This window comes from Paraburkholderia phenazinium (assembly GCF_900141745.1).
Classification (GTDB): domain Bacteria; phylum Pseudomonadota; class Gammaproteobacteria; order Burkholderiales; family Burkholderiaceae; genus Paraburkholderia; species Paraburkholderia phenazinium_B.
Map to the genome: position 1 here is coordinate 1,287,602 of NZ_FSRM01000002.1, position 21,374 is coordinate 1,308,975.

Here is a 21,374-nt window from a genome sequence, read left to right on the forward strand (position 1 = left end):
CCTGGGTTGACGGAGCAGCACACCATCGCCTAGCATCCGGATTAGCGGTGCAGGCCGCTTCCGGGTCCGCGGAAAGGGTTGAACCCACCTGTTGCAGCGTGTCAGATATCTCACCATCCTTTGTGCTGGCGGTATTGCGGACCTTCGGCCATCAATGCACGAGGATCCGCCATGAACAAGCTGCCTCCCAAGGCCAATCTCGACCATCTCAAGAAGCAGGCGAAGGAGTTGTTGCGTCTTTACCGCGACGGCAACGCAACAGCGATCGCCCGCTTCGTCAATCATCTTCCCGCCGCCGCGCACCGCTCAGATAGCGAAGCGATAGCGCTTCAGCTTCGTCTACACGACGCGCAGTCCTGCATCGCGCGCGAGTACGGTTTTTCTTCCTGGGCGGATCTCGCGCTGTATGTCGAGACGAGTGCTTTCGCGCACCACGATCAGGCGGCTCTGATACGCCGCTGGCTTGGCCTCGCCTATGGTGGCGATGTCACAGGAACGTATAACGCGGCACGGCCACGCGTTGCAGTTCAGCTTCTACAGGAACACCCCGGCTTTCTGGCCATGGATGCGTACGTTGCCTGCGCTGCGGGGCATCTCGAAGTGGTGTCGCGAATGACCGCGGTTGATCCCGGGTGGATCAACCGCGCGGGGGGACCACTAAGCCTCCCGCCGCTCGTCGCGGTGACGCACTCGAGGCTGGGTCAACTGCCGGAGTTCATCGAACCGCTACGCGAATGCGCCCAGCACCTTCTTGCGGCCGGGGCCGATCCTAACCAGCGTATCGGTAACCGGTTTCCACCGGCTTCTCTCGCAAAACCCAACGAGTCGGAGCCGCTGTCTGCGCTTTACGGTGCGGCCGGCGTTGTCCGCGATCTGGCGCTCACAGAGATGCTTCTGGAGGCGGGCGCGGATCCCAATGACGGTGAATCGCTCTACCACTCGCTGGAAAATCCGGACTGCACGCGCTTGCTGTTCCGGTACGGCGCGCGTGCCGCCGGGACGAATGCGCTGCGGCGAGCGCTAGATATGCCGGACCCGGCTGCCCTCGAACTGGTGCTGGCGCATGGTGGCGACGCCAACGAGCCGGCGGGAGAGGGGCCCACGAAAGTCTGGGGGCCTCCGTTGCTGCGTGCGATCGCCGTGAGCCGATCGACTCGCCATATTGCCGCACTGCTGGCGGCCGGCGCCGATCCCACCGCGCAGACGCCCGCCGGCATCAGTGCTTATCGGCTGGCGAGCCAGGTCGGTCTACCGGAAGTCGTAGCACTCCTGCGTACCTACGGAGTGCAGGAGACGCTAAGCGACGATGATGACTTCGTGGCCGCGTGTGGACGTGCTGACGCGATCGAGGCGCGTCGTATTCAGGCCCGACGTCCGGATCTGCCAGGCGCGTTGCCGGAGGACCGGCTGCGCTTGCTGCCCGATGCCGCGGCATGGGGATCGATCTCTGCGGTCAAGCTTATGGTCGAACTCGGTTGGCCGATTGCCGCGCGCGGAGGAGACTGGGATGCGACGGCGTTAAACCACGCTGTCTTTCACGGTGACGCGGATCTCACGGCCTTTCTGCTTTCTCACGGAGCTTGCTGGCGTGAGACGCAAGGCTTCGGAGACGATGTGCTCGGTACGCTTTCCTGGGCCTCTGTCAACGAGCCGGTTTTGGCGCGGAACCCGGACTGGCCAGGTTGCGCGCGCGCGCTCCTGGCTTACGGGCTTCCCAAGGTGGAGCGGGATCCGTCGAACCCGGAACGGGTAATGATCGAGGGCCAGACGAAACGGTTTTCTGAGGCAGTGACGGAGGTCTTGCTGGAAGGTGGGGGCGTGAGCTCCGAAGCGAGCTGAGCGGGGGAGTGCTATATCGCGCTGAATTTCGGCAATATAGCGGTGCATTCATCGCAAGGGGCGAAGAACGCAAAGCGGGGCGAAGAATTCGAAGCGCAATAAAAAAGAGCGAAGCCCCCAAAGGCTTCGCTCTCAAGTTCACGCGTACACCTACACGTCACACCGCGTCGGTCATCAACCGCAAGCGGGCGCTGCCTTCTTGCAGGCATCGGCCAGTTGCGGCGGCGGGTCCTTCTTGAATACCGTCTTGTACGATTCGAGCACGTTGGACTGCACGACGGGCAGCGATTGCACGCCGATCCACGCCGGTGGCGTCTGGCCGATCAGCGCTTTCATCATCGCCATCGCTTCGGCTACGCCCTGATCGTACGGACGTTGCGAGCCCGTTGCCTTGAGCGGGCCGCCCTTGGCAATTTCAATCGCCGACTCAAGGCCGAGGTCGACCGTCGTCATGGGCGTGTTGAGGCCCTGCGCGCGCATCGACGTCAGCGTGTCGAGCGCGGGCTGGTCCCAAACGGCAAACACACCCTTCACGTCCGGATTGGCGGTAAGGAAGTCGCCGGCAACCTGACCGACCTTCGACGGGTCCGTGAAGGCGACCTGTTTGATCTTGATGTCGGGGCGATTCTTCTTCATCCAGTCGTTGACGGCCTTCGTGCGCTCCGTCGTGCTGAAGTAATCGACGCCGAAGTTCACAAGACCCACCGTACCGCCCTTCGGCACGCACGATGCAAGCACCTTCGCCGCGATCTGGCCGTTGCCCTCGCTATCCGCCGAGACCATTGCCGAGTACTCCTGCGGATGTTTGAGTCCCGTCGGCACGTTGTCCATGAACACCAGCTTGATGCCGGCCTGCGAGACTTTCTTGTACGTCGCAGCCGTCGCCGTGCCGTCGACCGGAATCGAGATGATGCCGTTCGGATGGCGCTGGATCGTGTTCTCGATGTCGGCAATCTGCTTGTCGACCTGATACTCGGCCGACGCCGTGCCGATCACTTCCACGCCGTATTTCTTCAGCGTGTCGGTGATGCCCTGCACCTGCAGTTGCGACCAGTCGAGGTTCATCGTCTGCATCGAAATGCCGACCTTGAAGTTGCCGGCCTTGACCTTGGCGGCCTCGGCATCCGTCAGCTTGACGGCATCCACAGACGCCGCCTTTTCGCCATTCGGTCCCTGCCCGACGATACCCTTCGGTCCAATTGAATTCACAGGCAGATTCGTGCATGCCTGCGCAAATGCCTGCGAACAGCACAGGGTCATGGCAGTGATTGCGGCGACACTCGCCAGCCTCGCTGCTGATCCACGACGATAGTTCATGATCTTCCTCCGGTGGTCTTGTTGTACTGCGTCTCCAGCTGTTTTTGAACTTGCCCTGCGTGGCCTGCCGTGCAACGTCGCATGCACGGGAGACCGTTTTACTCGGACTGCTTAGTGCCTATTTGCGGGTGAACGCGACTGCCGCGACGATGATGACGCCCTTGATGACGAGTTGCAGCGACGAACTCACGCCGAGCAGTACGAGTCCGTTATTCAGCGTGCCGATGATGAGGCTGCCGAGCAGCGTGCCCAGAATGAAGCCGCGTCCGCCGAACAGGCTGCAGCCGCCGAGCGTAACGGACGCGATCACGTCGAGTTCCATGCCCTGCACAACGTCGGGCCGCGCCGCATGCGAACGCGCGGACAGCACGAGCGCGGCCAGGCCGGCAAGCGCGCCGGTCAGCACGAAAGCGAGCGTCGTCACGCGGCGGATGTTGATGCCTGAATAAAGCGCGGCCGTGGGATTGCCGCCGGCCGCATAAATCTGCCGGCCGAACACACTGTAGTGCAGCAGCAGAATGCCGCCGATCACGGCGAGCAGTGTCCAGAGGATCGGCACCGGCACGCCAAAAATCGTGCCCTCGCCGAAGATCGCGATGAAGTTGTCGTTGGTGATGATCTCGGGGCGCGTCGTCGTAACCATCAGCGCCAGACCGCGTGCTGCGCTCAAGCTTCCGAGCGTGACCAGAAACGACGGAATCGAGAGGCGCGTCGTGACGAAGCCGTTGATCGCGCCGACGATCGCGCCCGTGCCGATGCCCGCAATCGCGCCGAGAATCCAGTTATCGCTGATGTGCGACATCGCGAGCGCCGCCGACATCCCCGACAAGGCCAGCGCCGATCCCACGGAAAGGTCGATCTGCCGCGCAATGATTACGAACGTCATGCCGATCGCGATGATCGAGACAAGCGCCGTTTGCCGTCCGATATTGAGGAAGTTGTCGATCGAGAGGAACCACGGCGACGCAAAGCTGAACACGACCAGCAGAATCGCAAACGCGATATACAGCATGTACGGGCGATCGCCTTGCAGCAGAAGCTGCGCGATCCGCCACGTGCGTCCATGACGCGGGGTGCTCTGTTGCTCGGCGGGCATCGGCGAAGCGGAGTCGTTCATGTTGCAAGCTCTTCCATAGGCCGGGGAAGTTGAATGAGATGGTGAAGTTCTTCCGCGTGGCGAATCTGCGCGCGCTCGACGGTCCGTTCGATCGAGCCGTCCATCACGATGGAAATGCGATCGCATAGCCGCAACAGTTCGTCCAGATCCGACGACACCACTACGACACCTGTACCCGCATGCGCCGCGTCGCGCACCACGCCGTAGATTTCTTCGCGCGCGCCTACGTCCACACCGACCGTCGGCTCATCGAGCAGCAACAGCTTCGGCCGCGGATGATTCCATTTGGCGAACACGACTTTCTGCTGGTTGCCGCCGGAGAGAAACTTCACTTGCGTCGACGCATCGGGCGCTTTTACGGAAAGCTGCTTCATCGCCGTGCGCGCCTGTTGTGCAGCGGCTTTCGCGAGCAGCCAGCCGCCTCGCGAAAACTGCGGCAGACGCGGCAAGGTCAGATTGCGTTCAATCGAGTGATCGAGCACGAGCCCTTGCAGATGCCGGTCTTCCGGGACGAGCGCGATGCCGCGCCTGATGGCATCGGCGGGTCGGCGAGCGGCGAGCGGTTCGCCGTCGAGCTCAATCGTGCCTGCGTGCGTCGGCAGCAGGCCGAAGATCGTCTGCAGAATCTCCGTGCGGCCGCTGCCGATCAGTCCTGCGAGGCCGTGCACTTCGCCTTTGTGCACGGAGAAGTTCACGCCGGAAAGACGCGCATTGCTCACGTTTGATAGCGTCAGCACGGGCGCATTGTGTGCGACCTGTGAGGCGGCTTGAGCATCTACGCCAAGCCCCGGTTGCGTCACTACGCCCCCGGTGGTTTCCTGTCTGGCCTGCATCGCCGCATGACGCGGGCCGACGATGGCAGCGACCAACTGCTTCATGTCGGTCTCGGCCGTGGCGAACTGGCCGGCGTTCGCGCCGTCGCGGAACACGGTCACGCGCTGCGAGATACGAAACACCTCGTTCAGACGGTGCGTCACGTAGATCACACCAACGCCGCGCTCCGTCACCGCGCGAATCGCGTCGAAGAGAATCTGTTCTTCGCCGCCCGTTAGCGCGGACGTCGGCTCGTCGAGGATCAGCACGCGCACGTCGCCCATCAGCGCCTTGCAGATCTCCGTCATCTGCCGGTAGGCAAACGGCAGCGAGTCGACTGGCACGCGTGGATCGAGTGGAATATTGTGTTCGCGCAGAAATGCGCTGACCTGCGCCAACAGTTCGCGTTGCCTGACGAAGCCAAACCGCGTGCGCGGCTCACGCCCAAGCATCAGGTTGGCACCAACGGACAGCGATTCGACGAGACTCAGGTCCTGATAGACGACGGCGACGCCCGCCTCGCGCGACTTCGCCGGCGATTCGAACGCGACCTTCTGGCCGGCGATTTCGATCGAGCCTTCGTCGTAGGTATGGACGCCGCTAAGTATCTTGATGAGGGTGGATTTGCCCGCGCCATTTTCGCCGAGCAGTGCATGCACTTCACCCGGCAGAACTTCCAGATCGACGCCGCGCAACGCCTGCACGCCACCGAATTTCTTGGTGACGCCAGTAACGCGGATCAATGGCAGTCGAGGCGATGAAGCGGCCGCGACCGCAACCGGCTCACTCATCCTGATGTCTCCTTCGTCGGTATGACGAATGCTTATGCTTCGCGATCGGGCGCGAACTGTCTTGTGATCTTCGCATCATGCATATGATGCGTCAATAACATTTAGCCCCTATTCGACCGGCATTCGGCAGGAGAATTGCGACAATTATCGCGATTTTTGTGATGATCCTATCGTTTTCACCGATTTGAGCTGTGAGGAAAGTTGCGCTGTCACAGGTCGCCGCGCCAAAGATCTGGGTCAAGGCGCGGCGGGCCCCGTTTCGATGACGCTCGACGAAGCGTTGGTCAGAACGACTCGCCAACCATCTCTTCGCTCTTGCGCCAGAGTGCGTCAGCATTCGCAACGTCGAGAGCGTAGCGGCGAACGCCCTCGCTGACGGGCGTGATGACAACATCGTCCGCCACGACTTCGCTTACGTGGCAGTTTTCGCAATATCTGCCTCCCACGTCTTCGGCTGCCGCCACCGCCGCGGCCCATACCGAAGTCGCCGCACCCTGCGGGATCGTCTTGAACTGGAACGGTCCTTTCCCCTCCGATGCCAGCTGACTGTTGATCCTGTCCACGAGTGCAGTCAGCTGGCTCTCGTCCATATGGCGGGCCAGCTCCGTGTGAATCCCGCCAGGATGAACAGCGGCTGCCCGCACGCCGCGCGCGCGATGTCGCTGATCGAAAGCAACCGCGAAGAGGATGTTCGCGGTCTTGGAGCGGCCGTAGGCGAGAAACGGCTCGTAAGGCGTACGCTCAAAGCCGGGATCGTCGATATCCACGTCCGCGAAACGGTGCCCGGATGACGCCAGTGCGACCACTCGACCACCAGACGGAATCAGCGACGCCAGGCGATTCACGAGCACGAAATGCCCCAGATGATTCGTGCCGAATTGCGTCTCGAATCCGTCTGCGGTTTTGCCGAAGGGCGTCGCCATTACGCCGGCATTCGTAATGATGACGTCGAGCGGTTTGCCCTCGGCCAATAGCTTGTCGGCGCAAGCCCGGACGCTCCCGAGGCTTGCGAGGTCGAGTTCGACCAGGTCGATACTGCCGCCTGCCGCGGCGGCATCGCGCCGCGCTTCGGCAATCGCCAGCTCCGCTTTTGCCAGGTCTCTGGCCGCCCCGATCACGCTCGCTCCGTGCGCTGCAAGCGCCCGGGCGGTCTCCACACCGAGTCCCGCCGAAACACCAGTGACAAGAATTCGCTTGCCGTGAAGATCGACGCCTGCAAGCACGTCGTCTGTCGTTGAAGTTGCTCCAAATTTCTCAGCCATTTCCGCTTCTCCATCACAATAGCGTTGACGCCATTCCCCGTCCGGGATAAAACGGAGACTCTCTCCGCTTTTTTCAGTATATCAACCGGAGAAATTCTCCGCTTGCAAGGATTCAACCTGCAGTGAGTCACTCGACGCCGAAAGAACGAAAGCCCCGGGCCGACGCGCTACGCAATCGCGAGCGCATCCTCGAAGAAGCAAAAACGGCGTTTACGCACGCGGGAAGCGACGTCAGTCTCGACGACGTGGCACGTCAGGCGGGCGTCGGCGTAGGCACGGTCTACCGGCACTTTCCCACGCGTGAGGCGCTGCTGGAGAGTGTCTACCGTGCTGAGGTGGGCAAGCTTGCGGAGGAGGCGCGAAGGATGACCGAGTCTTTGCCTCCGCTTGATGCGTTGCGATCCTGGATGATGCTTTTCGTCGACTACATCGCCACCAAAAAGATCATCGCGCCTGCATTGAACTCAATCGTGGGAGGGTCGACGAAGCTGTTCGAATCGTCCGGGGCCCAGATCAAGGACGCGATCCAGTCGCTTGTGACGCGCGCCGTGGACAGCGGCGACATTCGCGCTGACCTCGTGCCGCTGGATCTGCTGCGCGCTCTCGTGGGCGTTTCCAACGTCGCGTCTGCGCCGGACTGGCAGCAAAGCGCGAAAAGACTGGTTGACATACTTCTGCTCGGATCGCGGCCGCCGGGCTAGTTTTTGCAGTCGACCTCTGGCGTCGGTCCGGAAATCGTCACAATAGCGGCCCACAATAGCGCACCCCCAATCCCTCCGAATCGACATCAGATGAACAGATCAATGGCCGCGGCCTTGCTTATGACAGTTTGCTCCATCGCACACGCGAGTCCGGCGTCCGATATCAACAATGGATTTCTCACGGGCAAATCCTTTCAAAGCGGAAGCCAATCGATGCGTACCGCTTACGTGATTGGTGTGCTCGACGGTTTCTCTTACGCTCCTGTCTTTGGCGCGCCAGATGCGAAGATCGAGAAACTTCGGCAGTGCATTGGAACGATGCATGCCGACGCGCGACAAGTGGGCACCATTGTCGATAAGTACCTCGAAGCAAATCCCGATTCGTTGAGTCTGCAGATGCAGCCGATCGTCCTGCGCGCGATGCGGCAGGTTTGCGCGACTCATGGCATGACGGTCGACTGAAAGGCTGCCGGCCAATTCGACCAGCGAACGACGCCGATCAGTCGGTGAATACGTACTGACCGGCCACTTTCCTGGCGCCTATAAAAGCAAAGCGCGGGAATAAGCGCTGGCGGACAAACCATACGTACGCGACGATCCGCGTGCTTGCGGTCGCCGGCTCGTGATTATTAGCTAGCGAGTTTGAAAACCGAGACGACTTGTACCAGCTCGTGAGACTGACTGCGCAGGCTGCTGGCCGCGGCCGCCATTTGTTCCACCAGCGCTGCGTTCTGCTGGGTCGCCTCGTCCATCTGCGTGACAGCCTCACCGACCTGAGCGACGCCCAACGATTGTTCGTTGCTGGCGGCACTGATCTCACCCATGGTATCGGTGACGTGGCGAATGGAACGGACGACTTCGGACATGGTGAGACCGGCCTGCTCGACCTGGGCCGAGCCTTGTGCGACGCGTTCCACGCTGGCGTTGATAAGCTTTTTGATTTCCTTGGCGGCATCGGCGGAACGCGCGGCCAGGCTGCGCACTTCGTTGGCTACTACCGCGAAGCCACGGCCTTGCTCGCCGGCCCGGGCTGACTCCACCGCTGCGTTCAGGGCGAGGATGTTGGTCTGGAAGGCAATGCCATCAATCACGCCAATGATGTCGGCGATTTTCCTGGAGCTGTCGTTGATACCCTTCATGGTCTCCACGACCTGGTTGACGACTTCGCCACACTGGATGGCGACTGTGGAGGTGTTCATGGCCAACTGGTTCGCCTGACGGGCGTTGTCGGCGTTCTGGCGCACGGTGGAGCCGAGCTCTTCCATGGAGGCGGCGGTTTGTTCCAGGGCGCTGGCCTGACTTTCCGTGCGAGCGCTGAGGTCGTCGTTGCCTTGCGCGATTTCGGCGCTGGCAGTGGCCACGTTTTCCGATCCGGAGCGCACGTTGGAGACAACGCGCACCAGGCTGCTTTGCATGTCTCTCAGGCTGCTGAGCAACTGGCCGACTTCGTCGGTGCTTTGATTGTCGATACGGGCGGTCAAATCGCCTTCGGCGACCTGACGGGCCACCGCGGAGGCCTTCACCAGCGGCCTGGTGATACTCCCAGAGATGAGCCACGCGCACACCACGCTCAGCAGCAGGCTGACCACTCCCAAAGCAATCATCAGCGTGCGGCTGAACTGGTAGTTGGCGTCGATCTGCGTTGCTACCGTGTCAATTTCCTCGCGCTGATGGTTCACCAGGGCATCAATTTTCGTCACGAAGAGCCGGGAGGCCGGTATGAACTTTTGCTCCAGCACCTGGTTCGCCTCGTCGGCTTTGCCCGCCTTTTTCAGCGCGTAGATCTCGTCGCGGGTAGAAATGAAAATCTTGCGCTGTTCGCCAATGGCGGCAAACAAGGACTTTTCCTCGTCCGAACTCATCAAAGCTTCTATCGACTTTTGCAACGCTCCCGACACCTTGGACGAAGCTGCGGCTTCCTCCACGAAGTAACTGGCGAGGCTTGGGTCAGCGCTCTTGGCGATCGCGGTTGTGCGGGTGACAGCGGTATTGATGTTGCGCGACCAGTCGTTGATAAGCCGCTCGGTCCGGATTGGACTGGCAACCATATCGCGGGTTGCCTGCGCCACAGACGAGAGGCGCGCAAGCCCTATGACGATGCTGATCAACGACATGATCAATACCAGCACAAAACCGGCACCCAGTCGTTTGGCGATGGGCAAGTTGGACATAAAGGTCGGCATAGTGGCTTTCTTCAATGACTAAAGGGCGAAGATGCCCATTAGCGGTTTCGGAGTTCGGTCACTACAGGTATACGGCTGAAACGGCGGAGACTGAAGGTGCTATCCATAGGGTGTTGCTGAAACTGATGTAGGGATATCCTGATGTGACGAACCATGCATGATTCGCTAACGGACACCAGTCTGGTGTATGCGTGGTCGCCGCGTGTAACGTCAACTGTTCGGCTGGTCCTTGACCGCTTCGATTTTCCCGATTTCTGCGAAAGAGATTCCCCTTTCGGCTCTATGTCTCCATCGTTGACGAATATACACTCGGGCCAGAGTCAAACGAGAACGACGATGGAGACGCGCCTTACCGCAAGCAGCCCCAGCTTGGCGATCCCCCTGTCCTTCGACCAACCGCACTCAGCGAACGCGTTCAGCAACCGCCTGGATCTTGTTGTTGTCGAACGGCTAGCAACTGCAACAAGCGAGCGCAACTTAACCAGCAGGATAGTCGGCAGACCTGATTTTCTTTGAACCGGATTCGGGAGAGCGTGGCATCTCCGTGCGAGTCGCTGATGGCACGCTCTCCCACCTGGATCTGAAATTGCCGGCAGCATCAAATCGCCGTAGTCAGGTTTCCATTGGACCGGCGATTAAAATAGTAGTACTACATATATAGGAGATGTGATGAGGAAGGTTCTGATTGGGATGTTTGCAATGACAGCGGCGGCGTCGGCGACTGCACAAAGCAGCGTCACGCTGTATGGCATCGTAGACAACGGGATCGCATACGAGACCGGTATGCCGAAGGGGCACGTGTTCGGCGCAGAGAGCGGGGGATGGGCCCAGTCGAGATTTGGCCTCAAGGGCGCAGAAGATATCGGCGGCGGTACCCAGACCATTTTCCACCTTGAGTCTCGCCTCAACACAGTCAACGGTAGCTTTGCCAACGGCAGCTTCTTCGAGGGGCAGGCGACCGTTGGTTTGCATAACGACACGTGGGGTCAAGTGAAGTTAGGCAATATGGGCTCGGCTGAAATCAGCCAGTATTCGGGCGATGTCGATCCTCAACAGACCGAGAAATATGCGATCGGTACACTGGTGCGTGGCCGGATCTTTTCGCAGGCGGGTAACGGCATAGAGTATCTGTCGCCGCTGGTAGGCGGGTTCACGGTGCAAGGCCAATACGACCTGACAAACTCGACGAAATGGAACTCCGGAAGTCCGGGAAGCGCACCAGGCCAGTTGGGAACCTCAAGCGGCTTGGGTAGTGCGCAGGGGAGAACGGACGGCATCAAGCTTTCGTATCAGACCGGCAGCCTTTTCTGGCAGGCGACATACGATGAGGTGCGCGATCCTAACGGCCAGTTCAGCAATGTGTACCTGGCCTCGCGCTCGATCCTCACGGGTGGAACGTACGCAATTGGCCCGGTCGTAGCGTTCATCGGCTATCAGCACCTCAGCGCACCCGATGCGTCCAATGCCGGATACTATGGGACGGCCACTCCAAGCACGCTGCCGGCAGGCACATCGCTGCCGACAGCGGTCAATCACGAGTGGCTTGGGGCGATCTGGCACACGACGACGGCGCTTTCGGTCACCGGTGCGGTTTACCACGCCAATGCCAACCGGGGTAATGGCAACGCGACGCTATACACACTGGGTACGAACTATTCGCTCTCGAAGCGCACGCTTCTGTATACCGAGCTCGGTTACGTCCGCAACAGTTCGACGTCCAACCTTGGGCTCGACAGTGGGCTGTACGGTGCGAACAGCAACGACGACCCGACGAACAGCAACGCGTCCAGCACCAACCCGAACTATGGCAAGAGCCAGTTCGGCGTAATCGCAGGTGTCGCCACCCAGTTCTAGGAGACACGCAAGGGTTCATGTCGCGGTGGCGGTCACATCTGGTTTGCCTGACGGAAAACCCTTTCCGTCAGGCGTTTTGCCGCGTATTCGCCCCATGAAGATGGCGACACCGCTGACGCGGGCCGGAATGGGAGAAAATTCCTGAGGTGTTTTTGATGTGTTTCCGCTGCCCCGGCGATGGTTCCTGGGGCTATGCTTGGCCTATAAATGGAGAGAGACACTGTGCAAGGCAGTTTATCCGGCATTGCGCGAGCGATCGCATTGGGGCAGGCAGATGAAATCGAAGCCACCCAAGGCCACCGCAGCAATTGCATTCCGAGCTGATAAGAGATGGATCAGTTCAAGGAACTACGGCTTTTTGTCGAGGTTGCCGAGTCGGGCAGCATAAGCCGCGCCGCGGAGGTCGTGGACCTTTCCATCTCTGCGGCAAGCCGGTACCTGATCGCGCTGGAAACCCGGCTTGGCGTCCAGCTCGTGCGCAGGACGACACGCAATCTTTATCTCACGCAAGCTGGGGCAGAGTTCCATCGACGTTGTAAGTCCATACTCGCAGATCTGGGTGAAGCCGAGTCGGTTATCAAGGAGGCGACAGTTCGACCGAGTGGCGTACTGCGTGTTACTGCATCGCTCTCGTTCTGCATGCTGCACGTTGCACCGATGCTTCCGGAATTTACAGCGCGTTATCCAGACATTACGGTAGATGTGGTGGCGGCGAATCGCTACCACGACATCATTGAGAATGGCATCGACGTCGCCATCCGTACCAAGGTTCTTGAAGCAGACAGCAACATAACGGTGAAGCGGCTTGCCTCGACCCGGCGAATATTGGCCGCGGCTCCTTCGTATCTCGAAGCAAATGGCTCGCCACGCCTTCCCGCGGAACTGACCCGGCACAAGATATTGAATTATGCACTCGCCGACAATCCGCGCGAGCTCGCATTTTGCCGAACGGGCGAATCGGTCCTCGTCAAGGTCAAGCCTCTCCTCGAATCCAACGACGGCCAGATATTGCGGGTCGCGGCCCTCGACGGCCTGGGCATCCTCGTGCAGCCCAAGTACATCGTCTACGACGACCTCAAAGCCGGCCGCCTCGTCCCTGTGCTGAATGACTGGGATTTGCCGCGGCTGACGATCAACATTGCCTTTCAGACACGCGCGCATATGCCGGTGAAGGTTCGGCTGTTTATCGATGCACTCGTCGAGCGGTTTCAGCAGAACGAGTACGAGCGTCACTGGACAGCGTAATAGTCACGTGGCCAGGGTAATCCCGGCTGCTCTTTCCCAGTTTCCCATTCATCGCGAAAGAGATTCCCTTTTTAGCTCTGTTTTGCCGGCTGCGGGGAATATAGACTCGTCTCAAAGCGGTACGAAAACATTGAAGGAGACGCTCCATGCAATCTGCAGCACCCTCTGAATCGCCATCCCCATCGCCGTATTTCGATGAAACGCACTCGGCCGACGTCGTCAACGCGCGCATGGCGCCGAATGTCGACGAACGGCTGCGGCAGGTCATGACAGTTCTGGTCAAGCATCTGCATGCAGCGGTGAAGGAGATCGAGCCGACGCATGAAGAATGGTTCACCGCCATCCAGTTCCTGACTGAAACCGGTCATATGTGTACCGACTGGCGCCAGGAGTACATCCTGCTGTCGGACATCCTGGGTGTCTCGATGCTCGTCGACGCGATCAATCATCGCCGGCCGAGCGGAGCGACACCCAACACGATTCTCGGCCCGTTCTATGTTGCGAATTCGCCGGAGTACGAAAACGGCGCCAACATCTGTCTCGACGGAAAGGGCGAACCTCTGGTCGTAGCCGGGCGTGTGACGGACATTGACGGCACACCGATTCCGAACGCGAAGCTCGAAGTCTGGCAGACCAATGACGATGGCTTCTACGACGTGCAGCAAAAAGGGATTCAGCCCGATTCGAATTTGCGTGGCGCATTTACTTCGGATGCGGAGGGGCGCTACTGGTTCAAGTCCGTCAAGCCGCGCCACTATCCGATTCCGTCGGACGGCCCGGTCGGCAAACTCCTTGGCGCAATGGGGCGCCACCCGAATCGTGCGGCCCACCTCCATTTCATTGTGACCGCGCCGGGCTATGAGCCCGTCATTACCCACATCTTCACGCCGGACTGCCCGTACCTTCCTGAGGACGCGGTCTTCGGCGTCAAGCGTGAACTCATCGCCGAATTCAACAAGGTTGACGACCCGGAAGCCGCCAGGCGTGTCGGGTTCTCATCACCGTTCTGGTCTGTGTCGTGGGACTTCACGCTCGCAACGTCTACCAGGCCCACGCGGCCAACCCCGTAACCGTTTTGGCACGCGGGAGCGTGTGCCGTCGACGAACCGATGAAACTGAGAAACAGGAGTACTACACATGAGCGCGAAGAAAATTGAACTGCTGGCGGCATACTGGACCATTGCGGGCGACGTCTATCCGTGTGGCCCGGTCGAAGTCAGCCCGTTCCCGCTGCGAGATCGTTGCGAAGCGGCATCGCGTGCTGGCTGGAGCGGCGTCGGCCTCATCCTCGATGACCTCGAGCATAGCGTCGAGAAATACGGACTCTCTGGCGTCAAGCGTATTCTGGACGACACCGGCATGAAGTACTTCGAGCTCGAAATTCTCATGGACTGGTACCTCGATGGCGAGGCGCGTGTCAAATCGGATAATTTCCGTCGCCGTGTCATCGAGCTGGGCGGCGAGCTTGGCATGCGCAATCTGAAGATCGGCGCGAGCCCCTTCGATGAAAGTCCGGCCGACTTTGCGCGCATGACCGACGAATTCGCGAAACTTTGCGAAGACGTCGCGACGGTTGGCGCGACGGTTGCAATCGAGTTCATGCCTTTCTCCCCCATCCGAAACATCGGGGAAGCGCTGAAGATTACTGAAGGTGCTGACCAGCCCAACGGTGGCCTGATGGTCGACCACTGGCACGTAGCTCGCGGTGGCAGCCCCTATAGCGAAGTCGCCAAAATTCCGGCGCGCTTCATCACCGGTGTGGAACTGAACGACGTAGCCGCGCAGATCAAAGGGACGCTGTTCGAGGACTCGAGCTTTAACCGTCAGCTTTGTGGCGAAGGTGCTGGCGACTGTCCCGCCTTCATTGATGCTCTGCAACAGGCGGGGTGCACGCTTCCTTATTACGGCGTGGAGCTTATCTCCGAGACGCACCGGAAGTTGCCGCTCGACGAGATGGCAAAGCGCGCCTATGACACTACCGTCGCTCAGTTCTCGGAAAAAAGCGCGGCTTCCGTCTGACGCGCCTGACCTTAAACCCACAAAGTACTTCTGGAGACTCACATGATTCGAATCGCCGTACTCGGTGCTGGCCGCATTGGTCGCATTCACGCTGGCAACGTCGCCGCGAGCCCGAACGCAAAACTGGTCGTCGTTGCGGATCCTGTTGAGAAGGCTGCGACCTCGCTTGCGGAAAGACTTGGCTGTGAAGCGTCGACGGATGCTTCGGCCGTCCTCGATCGCGATGACATCGATGCTGTGGTCATCGGCACGCCGACGGATACCCACATCACATTCATGTTGAAAGCCGTGGCGAACGGCAAGGCTGTGCTGTGCGAGAAGCCTATCGACCTCGACATGGAAAAGTCGCTCGCCGCGGCGAACACGGTCGAACGCCTCGGCGGCCGTGTGATGCTCGCGTTTAACCGTCGCTTCGATCCGACGTCCCAGGCCTTCCGCAAGGCGATCGATGCAGGCGATGTCGGCGAAGTGCGCCAGGTCATCATCTCCAGTCGCGATCCGGGCATGCCGCCGCGCGATTACGTCGAGCACTCCGGCGGGATCTTCCGCGATATGGTGATTCACGATCTCGACATGGCCCGCTGGCTGCTGGGCGAAGAGCCGGTCGAAGTCATGGCAACGGCAAGCCGGCTCGTCGATCCGTCGCTGGAAGCGCTCGGCGACTTCGACACGGTGATGGTGCAGCTTCGCACCGCGTCGGGCAAGCAATGTCACATCAATTGCTGTCGCGAGGCGCTGTACGGCTACGACCAGCGTATGGAAGTGTCCGGCTCCAAGGGCATGCTTCTGCAGGAAAACCTTCGCCCCTCGACGATCCGTCGCTGGACGAAGGACGCAACCGATGTTCGCGAACCGCTCCTGAACTTCTTCCTCGAGCGCTATGAAGCGGCTTACAAGGCCGAGCTCGAAGCATTCGTCGAAGCGCTGCGTACGAATTCGCCCCTGCCGACCTCGGTGCAGGACGGCCTCAAGGCATTGCGTCTGGCTGAGTGTGCGCTCGAGTCCGCGGTGTCGGAGAAGACGGTCAAGGTGTAACGGGAAATCCGGAGGAGATAAGACATGACACGAAAGATTGGTGCCAACGAAACGTTAGGCGTGGCGTGCCTCGGTATTACGCATCCGCACACGTCCGGTCGGGTCAAGGCGATCCAGCGTCGTACCGACGCGAAGATGCTCGGCGCGTGGGACACCAGTCCGCTGCTCGAGCCATTCGTGGATGCGCTCGGTCTGGAAGTGCGCACGAAAGACGATATTCTCGCTGACGACAACGTGCACGTGGTGCTCGTGCACTCGAAGAGCGAGAAGATGGCCGACCTGACCATTGAAGCACTCGAGGCCGGCAAGTCGGTGCTGTGCGAAAAGCCCGCAGGCCGCAGTTCCGCGGATGCAAAACGGATTGTCGAGGCGGTCGAGCGTACCGGCGGTCTCGTGCAGGTGGGCTATTGCTGGCGCTTTGCTCCGTCGGTTGACGCCATGCAGGCAGCGCTGAAGAGCGGCCGCCTCGGCAAGGTCGTCCAGGTGCGTGCGCACGGCGGTTGTTCGCATGACGAGGCAGGCACGGCTCACATGACCCAACCGGGCGACATCGGCGGCGCTGTCTTTGTCATCGGCTGCCATCTGGTAGACCGCATTCTCCTGCACTTTGGCTTGCCGCGATCCGTCAATGCCCGCATCACGAAGTTCCCGAACTTCCATGGCGACGAGTCTCGCGAAGATGCTGCGGGCGCTGTGTTGAACTACGAAGACAAGATCGTCGTCATCGACTTCATGTCGTGGGACGTGCTGCCTTGGACGGAAAGCTGGGACATCACGGCGTACGGCACCGAAGGCATCATGTCCTCCCGTTCGCTGCCGTCGAGCTACAAGATTTACGACGCGGGTAAGGGCGCCCATCCGGAAGGATGGACCGAATGGCAGGAAACGAGCTTCCCGGAAATCTGGGCCACGAAGAAGACCGAATATTCCCCCGACATTGCTGAAATCGGCAATCCGGTTTACTTCGACCGCGAATCGAACGCGTTCTTCGACGCGCTTCGCAACGGTACCCCGTCGGTTGTCCCCGCCACACAGGCATACAACATCAGCCGCGTCATTGAGTCGATGTTTGCTTCTTCGAAGCAGGCCGGAGCCGAGATCTTTATCGACTAGGAAGGAAAACGGCCGGTCTCTTTTCGGGGCCGGTCAGTAGAAACTGGCTAACGATAGTCAGACGTTAACTATGTAGTCCTTATCAGGAGACAAAACGATGAACATGATCAAGAACGTTGCGGTGGCTTTGGCCGCTTCGATTACATTGTCCGCGGTGTCGGTATGCGCTTACGCCCAGGACAAAGGGGTCATTGGGATTTCCCTCCCCGACAAGACGGAGTCGCGGTGGATCACCGATGGTAAGAGCATGGTCGACGCGCTGAAGGCGAAAGGCTATTCCTCGGATCTCCAGTACGCCAACTATGACGTGCCGACGCAGGTCAACCAGGTCGAGAACATGCTGGCCAAGGGCGTCAAGGTGCTCGTGATTGCCCCGATTGACGGTAAGACCTTCTCCGACGCGCTGGCGCTTGCGCAACAGAAGGGCATCAAGGTTATCTCGTACGATCGCCTGATCAGCCAGACCAAGAACGTCGACTACTACGCCACGTTCGACAACTATGGTGTGGGTGTTCTGCAGGCGCAGAGTATCGTTGCCGCCTGGCAGAAGAGGGGCAGCAAGACGCCTTTCGACATTGAGGTATTCGGTGGCTCGTCCGACGACAACAACGCTCATATGGTCTACGCCGGCGGCATGTCGGTGCTCAAGCCATATATCGACAGCGGCAAATTCGTGGTTCGCAGCAAGCAGGTGGAATTCGACAAGGTTGCTACGCGCAACTGGGACGGCGCTACGGCGCAGTCGCGTATGGATAACCTGCTGAGCGCTTTCTACGGCAACAACCGGCTCGATGCCGTTTGGACGCCGAACGATGCCATCGCGATCGGTGTGATCTCGTCGCTCAAGGGTGTCGGCTATGGCACACCGCAACAACCGATGCCGATCGTCACGGGACAGGACGCCGACCTGCAGAACGTCAAGGGCATTATCCGCGGCGACCAGACGACCACGGTATTCAAGGACACGCGCAAGCTGGCCAGCATCACGGCCGACATCGTGGACGACGCGCTGACCGGAAAGCCCGTACCTGTGAACGACACGAAGAGCTACAACAACGGGGCCAAGATCGTTCCGACCTACCTCGTGAAGCCCATCCTCGTCGACAAGGACAACTGGCAGCCGGAACTGGTCACGAGCGGGTACTACACGCAGGCGCAGTTGAAGTAACAAATCGCAGGCCAATGAGGGTGCCGGCGGCGCATTTGCAGCCGGCACCGAACAGAGGTCTGTTGCAGTTGATCGACCCGAGGAGTACGACGATGGAAACCATTCTGGAGATGAGCGAAATTCAGAAAAGCTTTGGCGCGGTCAAAGCCCTGAACAACGTCAATCTTAAAGTTCGAAAAGGCGAGATTCACGCCATATGCGGCGAGAACGGCGCGGGTAAGTCGACGCTGATGAAGATCTTGAGTGGCGTTTATCCGCACGGCTCTTTCGCAGGAAATGTGGTCTACGACGGTGAAGATCGCGCGTTCTCGGATATCTCAGACAGCGAGCAGGTCGGGATCATCATCATCCATCAGGAACTCGCACTCGTGCCCATGCTCTCGATTACCGAGAACATCTTCCTGGGCAACGAGCAGTCGAAGCGAGGCGTGATCGACTGGCAACGCTCCCGGTCCAGGGCGAAGGAACTGCTATCGAAGGTCGGTCTGACTGACTCCCCCGATACGCCTGTAGGTACGCTCGGCATCGGTAAACAGCAGCTGGTTGAAATTGCCAAGGCGCTGTCGAAAGAGGTCCGTCTGTTGATCCTCGACGAACCCACGGCAAGCCTCAACGAAAAGGACAGCGATACGCTGCTCAATCTCCTGCTGGAGTTGAAGGCGCGCGGCGTGACGTCCATCATCATTTCGCACAAGCTCAACGAGATTTCACGCGTTGCCGATGGCATCACGGTCATCCGCGACGGCTCCACGGTCGATGCGCTCGACTGCAAGGCGGAAAGTGTGAGCGAAGACCGCATCATCAAGGCGATGGTCGGCCGTGAGATGTCGGACCGCTACCCGAAGCGTGTGCCAAAGATCGGCGAGGTGATTTTCGAGGTCAGGGATTGGCGCGCACAGCACCCAACCCAGCGGGACCGCGCTGTCATCAAGGGCGTCAATCTGAAGGCACGAAAAGGCGAAATCGTGGGTATCGCCGGTCTGATGGGATCCGGGCGTACCGAGCTTGCCATGAGTGTTTTTGGCGGAACGTACGGGCAGGACATTTCCGGAACCGTGCTCATGCACGGAAAGCCGGTAGACGTTTCGTCGGTGCAGAAGGCCATCAAGGCAGGCCTTGCGTATGTGACGGAAGACCGGAAAGGAAACGGTCTGATCCTTGACGACAACATCCAGCGAAACATCACACTGGCGAACCTCACGGGCGTGTCGAAACTCGGAGTCATTAACGAACACGAGGAAATGACAGTTGCGGCAGATTTTCTGAAGAAGCTCCGTATCCGCGCCCAAGGGGTAACCCATGTGGTCGCCAATCTGTCCGGCGGCAATCAGCAGAAAGTGGTGCTCAGCAAATGGCTGTTTTCGGGGCCCGAAGTACTCATTCTGGATGAGCCCACGCGAGGCATCGATGTGGGCGCGAAATACGAAATTTACAGCATCATCAATCAGGCGGTTGAAGCGGGCAAGTGCGTGGTCATGATTTCTTCGGAAATGCCGGAGCTTCTTGGCATGTGCGACCGCGTTTATGTGATGAACGAAGGCCGCTTTGTTGGCGAGTTCACCGCGGAGGAAGTCTCGCAGGAGAAGATCATGCGGGCAATCATGCGAAATGGAGGCATCTAAAATGCGTAAGGTACTTTCGCCGGCGGCGCCGCAGGAAGCCGGAGTTGAAAAAAGCGAAATCGTTCGCGCGTTCAAGCGGGGCGCGAGTGAATACGGACTGCTGATTTCGCTCATCGTCATCATGGCATTCTTCCAGGTGTCGACGAACGGTGTGTTGATGCAGCCGCTCAATCTGACGAATCTGGTGCTTCAGAACAGTTATATCGTCATCATGGCGCTCGGTATGCTGATGGTGATCGTCGCAGGCCATATCGATCTCTCGGTCGGTTCGACCGCCGGACTGGTGGGCGCGCTCGCGGCGGTTCTGATGGTGCAGTTCAATGTCAACTACGTGCTGGCCACTGTCATCTGCATCATCACCGGCGCGCTGATCGGAGCCATTCAGGGTTACTGGATTGCGTTCTGGCGGATGCCGTCGTTCATCGTCACGCTGGCCGGCATGCTAGTGTTTCGCGGGCTCACCAACCTCGTGCTTCAGGGTCAGTCCATTGGGCCTTTCCCGGACGCGTTCGCTACGGTCAGCTCCGGCTTCATTCCCGACGTTTTTCACGGCCAGAATCTGCACATCACGTCCATCCTGCTTGGAATTCTGGTGGGCGTGCTCTTCTTCGTGATCGAGCTTCGGCACCGCGCGAGCGCAACGAAATACGGTATGACCAGCGGATCGTTTTCGATGTTCATCGCGAAGAACGTTATCCTCACCGGCCTGATCGTCTTTCTCTGCTACATCCTCGCGTCGTATCGCGGTCTGCCGACGGTTCTCGTCATCATGGGCGTGCTGATTGGTGTTTACACATTCATCATGAATCGCACCACCATTGGCCGTCGTATCTATGCAGTGGGGGGCAACGCGAAAGCAGCCAGATTGTCGGGGGTCAGTGTTCCTGCAGTCAGCTTCATGACCTTCGTGAATATGGGTGTGCTGGCGGCGTTGGCCGGTCTCATCTTCGCGGCTCGCCTGAACAGCGGCACACCGAAAGCAGGTACGGGCTTTGAACTCGACGTGATTGCTGCGTGCTTTATTGGCGGTGCGTCTGCTTCTGGCGGTGTTGGGAAGGTGGTCGGTGCGGTCGTGGGCGCTTTCATCATGGGCGTGATGAACAACGGGATGTCCATTATGGGCATTGGCGTCGACTATCAGCAGGTGATCAAGGGGATAGTGTTGCTCGCGGCGGTTTTTGTGGACGTCTACAACAAGAACAAGGCTTGAGCATTGTGTTTCGGAGGTGCCGTCAGATGACGTGCACCTGGACCTGGAAAATTTCAGCGGGCAAGTGGGCAGTCGATCTATGTGG

General features: G+C 59.6%; 17 protein-coding genes. 12 read left to right on the plus strand and 5 right to left on the minus strand.

What is annotated here, in order from left to right:
• Window positions 1–171: 171 nt before the first annotated feature.
• Entirely contained in the window at window positions 172–1,839 is a 1,668-nt protein-coding gene (locus tag BUS06_RS25840) for an ankyrin repeat domain-containing protein (RefSeq protein ID WP_074267238.1), read from the plus strand.
• 174 nt (window positions 1,840–2,013) lie between these two features.
• Here BUS06_RS25840 and BUS06_RS25845 read toward each other — a convergent pair whose 3' ends face one another.
• From BUS06_RS25845 to BUS06_RS25860, 4 genes are all read right to left on the minus strand, one after another.
• Window positions 2,014–3,156 (minus strand): substrate-binding domain-containing protein, encoded by a 1,143-nt coding sequence (locus BUS06_RS25845; protein WP_074267239.1) that lies wholly within the window; start codon window positions 3,154–3,156, stop codon window positions 2,014–2,016.
• 118 nt (window positions 3,157–3,274) lie between these two features.
• Window positions 3,275–4,273, minus strand: a complete 999-nt coding sequence (locus tag BUS06_RS25850) for an ABC transporter permease (protein ID WP_074267240.1) — start codon at window positions 4,271–4,273, stop codon at window positions 3,275–3,277.
• Entirely contained in the window at window positions 4,270–5,877 is a 1,608-nt protein-coding gene (locus tag BUS06_RS25855) for a sugar ABC transporter ATP-binding protein (protein ID WP_074267241.1), read from the minus strand. The genes BUS06_RS25850 and BUS06_RS25855 overlap by 4 nt, the downstream gene beginning before the upstream one ends.
• Window positions 5,878–6,161: 284 nt before the next feature.
• Complete coding sequence (locus tag BUS06_RS25860; RefSeq protein ID WP_074267242.1) at window positions 6,162–7,139, minus strand: SDR family NAD(P)-dependent oxidoreductase; 978 nt, start codon at window positions 7,137–7,139, stop codon at window positions 6,162–6,164.
• Window positions 7,140–7,261: 122 nt separating this feature from the next.
• Here BUS06_RS25860 and BUS06_RS25865 point away from each other — a divergent pair, with 122 nt between their 5' ends.
• The gene (locus tag BUS06_RS25865; protein ID WP_074267243.1) at window positions 7,262–7,840 is read left to right on the plus strand and encodes a TetR/AcrR family transcriptional regulator; all 579 of its coding nucleotides are present in this window, start codon (window positions 7,262–7,264) and stop codon (window positions 7,838–7,840) included.
• 102 nt (window positions 7,841–7,942) lie between these two features.
• Window positions 7,943–8,302, plus strand: coding sequence for a Rap1a/Tai family immunity protein (locus BUS06_RS25870; protein ID WP_074267244.1), 360 nt, complete (start codon window positions 7,943–7,945; stop codon window positions 8,300–8,302).
• Between the two features lie 167 nt (window positions 8,303–8,469).
• On the opposite strand, the gene BUS06_RS25875 is transcribed toward BUS06_RS25870, so the two are convergent.
• Window positions 8,470–10,023 carry a methyl-accepting chemotaxis protein gene (locus BUS06_RS25875; protein WP_083611602.1) on the minus strand — a complete coding sequence of 518 codons (1,554 nt, stop codon included), beginning with the start codon at window positions 10,021–10,023 and terminating at the stop codon, window positions 8,470–8,472.
• A gap of 669 nt (window positions 10,024–10,692) precedes the next feature.
• On the opposite strand from BUS06_RS25875, the gene BUS06_RS25880 reads away from it, so the two are divergent.
• From BUS06_RS25880 to mmsB, 9 genes are all read left to right on the plus strand, one after another.
• Window positions 10,693–11,877 (plus strand): porin, encoded by a 1,185-nt coding sequence (locus BUS06_RS25880; RefSeq protein ID WP_074267245.1) that lies wholly within the window; start codon window positions 10,693–10,695, stop codon window positions 11,875–11,877.
• A gap of 330 nt (window positions 11,878–12,207) precedes the next feature.
• Entirely contained in the window at window positions 12,208–13,122 is a 915-nt protein-coding gene (locus BUS06_RS25885) for a LysR family transcriptional regulator (protein ID WP_074267246.1), read from the plus strand.
• 146 nt (window positions 13,123–13,268) lie between these two features.
• Window positions 13,269–14,192, plus strand: a complete 924-nt coding sequence (locus tag BUS06_RS25890; protein WP_074267247.1) for an intradiol ring-cleavage dioxygenase — start codon at window positions 13,269–13,271, stop codon at window positions 14,190–14,192.
• Window positions 14,193–14,259: 67 nt separating this feature from the next.
• A complete protein-coding gene (locus tag BUS06_RS25895; protein ID WP_074267248.1) occupies window positions 14,260–15,141 on the plus strand; it encodes a sugar phosphate isomerase/epimerase family protein in 882 nt (293 codons plus the stop codon).
• A 42-nt stretch (window positions 15,142–15,183) separates the two neighbouring features.
• On the plus strand, window positions 15,184–16,176 hold the full coding sequence (gene iolG / locus BUS06_RS25900; protein ID WP_074267249.1) for an inositol 2-dehydrogenase: 993 nt from the start codon (window positions 15,184–15,186) through the stop codon (window positions 16,174–16,176).
• A 24-nt stretch (window positions 16,177–16,200) separates the two neighbouring features.
• A complete protein-coding gene (locus BUS06_RS25905) occupies window positions 16,201–17,289 on the plus strand; it encodes a Gfo/Idh/MocA family protein (protein ID WP_074267250.1) in 1,089 nt (362 codons plus the stop codon).
• 97 nt (window positions 17,290–17,386) lie between these two features.
• Window positions 17,387–18,457 carry a multiple monosaccharide ABC transporter substrate-binding protein gene (gene chvE, locus BUS06_RS25910; RefSeq protein ID WP_074267251.1) on the plus strand — a complete coding sequence of 357 codons (1,071 nt, stop codon included), beginning with the start codon at window positions 17,387–17,389 and terminating at the stop codon, window positions 18,455–18,457.
• A 92-nt stretch (window positions 18,458–18,549) separates the two neighbouring features.
• The gene (gene mmsA, locus BUS06_RS25915; protein ID WP_074267252.1) at window positions 18,550–20,079 is read left to right on the plus strand and encodes a multiple monosaccharide ABC transporter ATP-binding protein; all 1,530 of its coding nucleotides are present in this window, start codon (window positions 18,550–18,552) and stop codon (window positions 20,077–20,079) included.
• A gap of 1 nt (window position 20,080) precedes the next feature.
• Window positions 20,081–21,289 (plus strand): multiple monosaccharide ABC transporter permease, encoded by a 1,209-nt coding sequence (gene mmsB / locus BUS06_RS25920; RefSeq protein ID WP_074267253.1) that lies wholly within the window; start codon window positions 20,081–20,083, stop codon window positions 21,287–21,289.
• Window positions 21,290–21,374 lie beyond the last annotated feature (85 nt).

What these genes read in the sequence shown, in the direction of transcription:
- mmsA (WP_074267252.1), top strand. Translation starts at nt 18,550, where the DNA reads ATGGAAACCATTCTGGAGATGAGCGAAATTCAGAAAAGCTTTGGCGCG.
- chvE (WP_074267251.1), top strand. Translation starts at nt 17,387, where the DNA reads ATGAACATGATCAAGAACGTTGCGGTGGCTTTGGCCGCTTCGATTACA.
- BUS06_RS25870 (WP_074267244.1), top strand. Translation starts at nt 7,943, where the DNA reads ATGGCCGCGGCCTTGCTTATGACAGTTTGCTCCATCGCACACGCGAGT.
- BUS06_RS25840 (WP_074267238.1), top strand. Translation starts at nt 172, where the DNA reads ATGAACAAGCTGCCTCCCAAGGCCAATCTCGACCATCTCAAGAAGCAG.
- BUS06_RS25855 (WP_074267241.1), bottom strand. Translation starts at nt 5,877, where the DNA reads ATGAGTGAGCCGGTTGCGGTCGCGGCCGCTTCATCGCCTCGACTGCCA.
- iolG (WP_074267249.1), top strand. Translation starts at nt 15,184, where the DNA reads ATGATTCGAATCGCCGTACTCGGTGCTGGCCGCATTGGTCGCATTCAC.
- BUS06_RS25880 (WP_074267245.1), top strand. Translation starts at nt 10,693, where the DNA reads ATGAGGAAGGTTCTGATTGGGATGTTTGCAATGACAGCGGCGGCGTCG.
- mmsB (WP_074267253.1), top strand. Translation starts at nt 20,081, where the DNA reads ATGCGTAAGGTACTTTCGCCGGCGGCGCCGCAGGAAGCCGGAGTTGAA.
- BUS06_RS25860 (WP_074267242.1), bottom strand. Translation starts at nt 7,139, where the DNA reads ATGGCTGAGAAATTTGGAGCAACTTCAACGACAGACGACGTGCTTGCA.
- BUS06_RS25875 (WP_083611602.1), bottom strand. Translation starts at nt 10,023, where the DNA reads ATGCCGACCTTTATGTCCAACTTGCCCATCGCCAAACGACTGGGTGCC.
- BUS06_RS25905 (WP_074267250.1), top strand. Translation starts at nt 16,201, where the DNA reads ATGACACGAAAGATTGGTGCCAACGAAACGTTAGGCGTGGCGTGCCTC.
- BUS06_RS25850 (WP_074267240.1), bottom strand. Translation starts at nt 4,273, where the DNA reads ATGAACGACTCCGCTTCGCCGATGCCCGCCGAGCAACAGAGCACCCCG.
- BUS06_RS25885 (WP_074267246.1), top strand. Translation starts at nt 12,208, where the DNA reads ATGGATCAGTTCAAGGAACTACGGCTTTTTGTCGAGGTTGCCGAGTCG.
- BUS06_RS25890 (WP_074267247.1), top strand. Translation starts at nt 13,269, where the DNA reads ATGCAATCTGCAGCACCCTCTGAATCGCCATCCCCATCGCCGTATTTC.
- BUS06_RS25895 (WP_074267248.1), top strand. Translation starts at nt 14,260, where the DNA reads ATGAGCGCGAAGAAAATTGAACTGCTGGCGGCATACTGGACCATTGCG.
- BUS06_RS25845 (WP_074267239.1), bottom strand. Translation starts at nt 3,156, where the DNA reads ATGAACTATCGTCGTGGATCAGCAGCGAGGCTGGCGAGTGTCGCCGCA.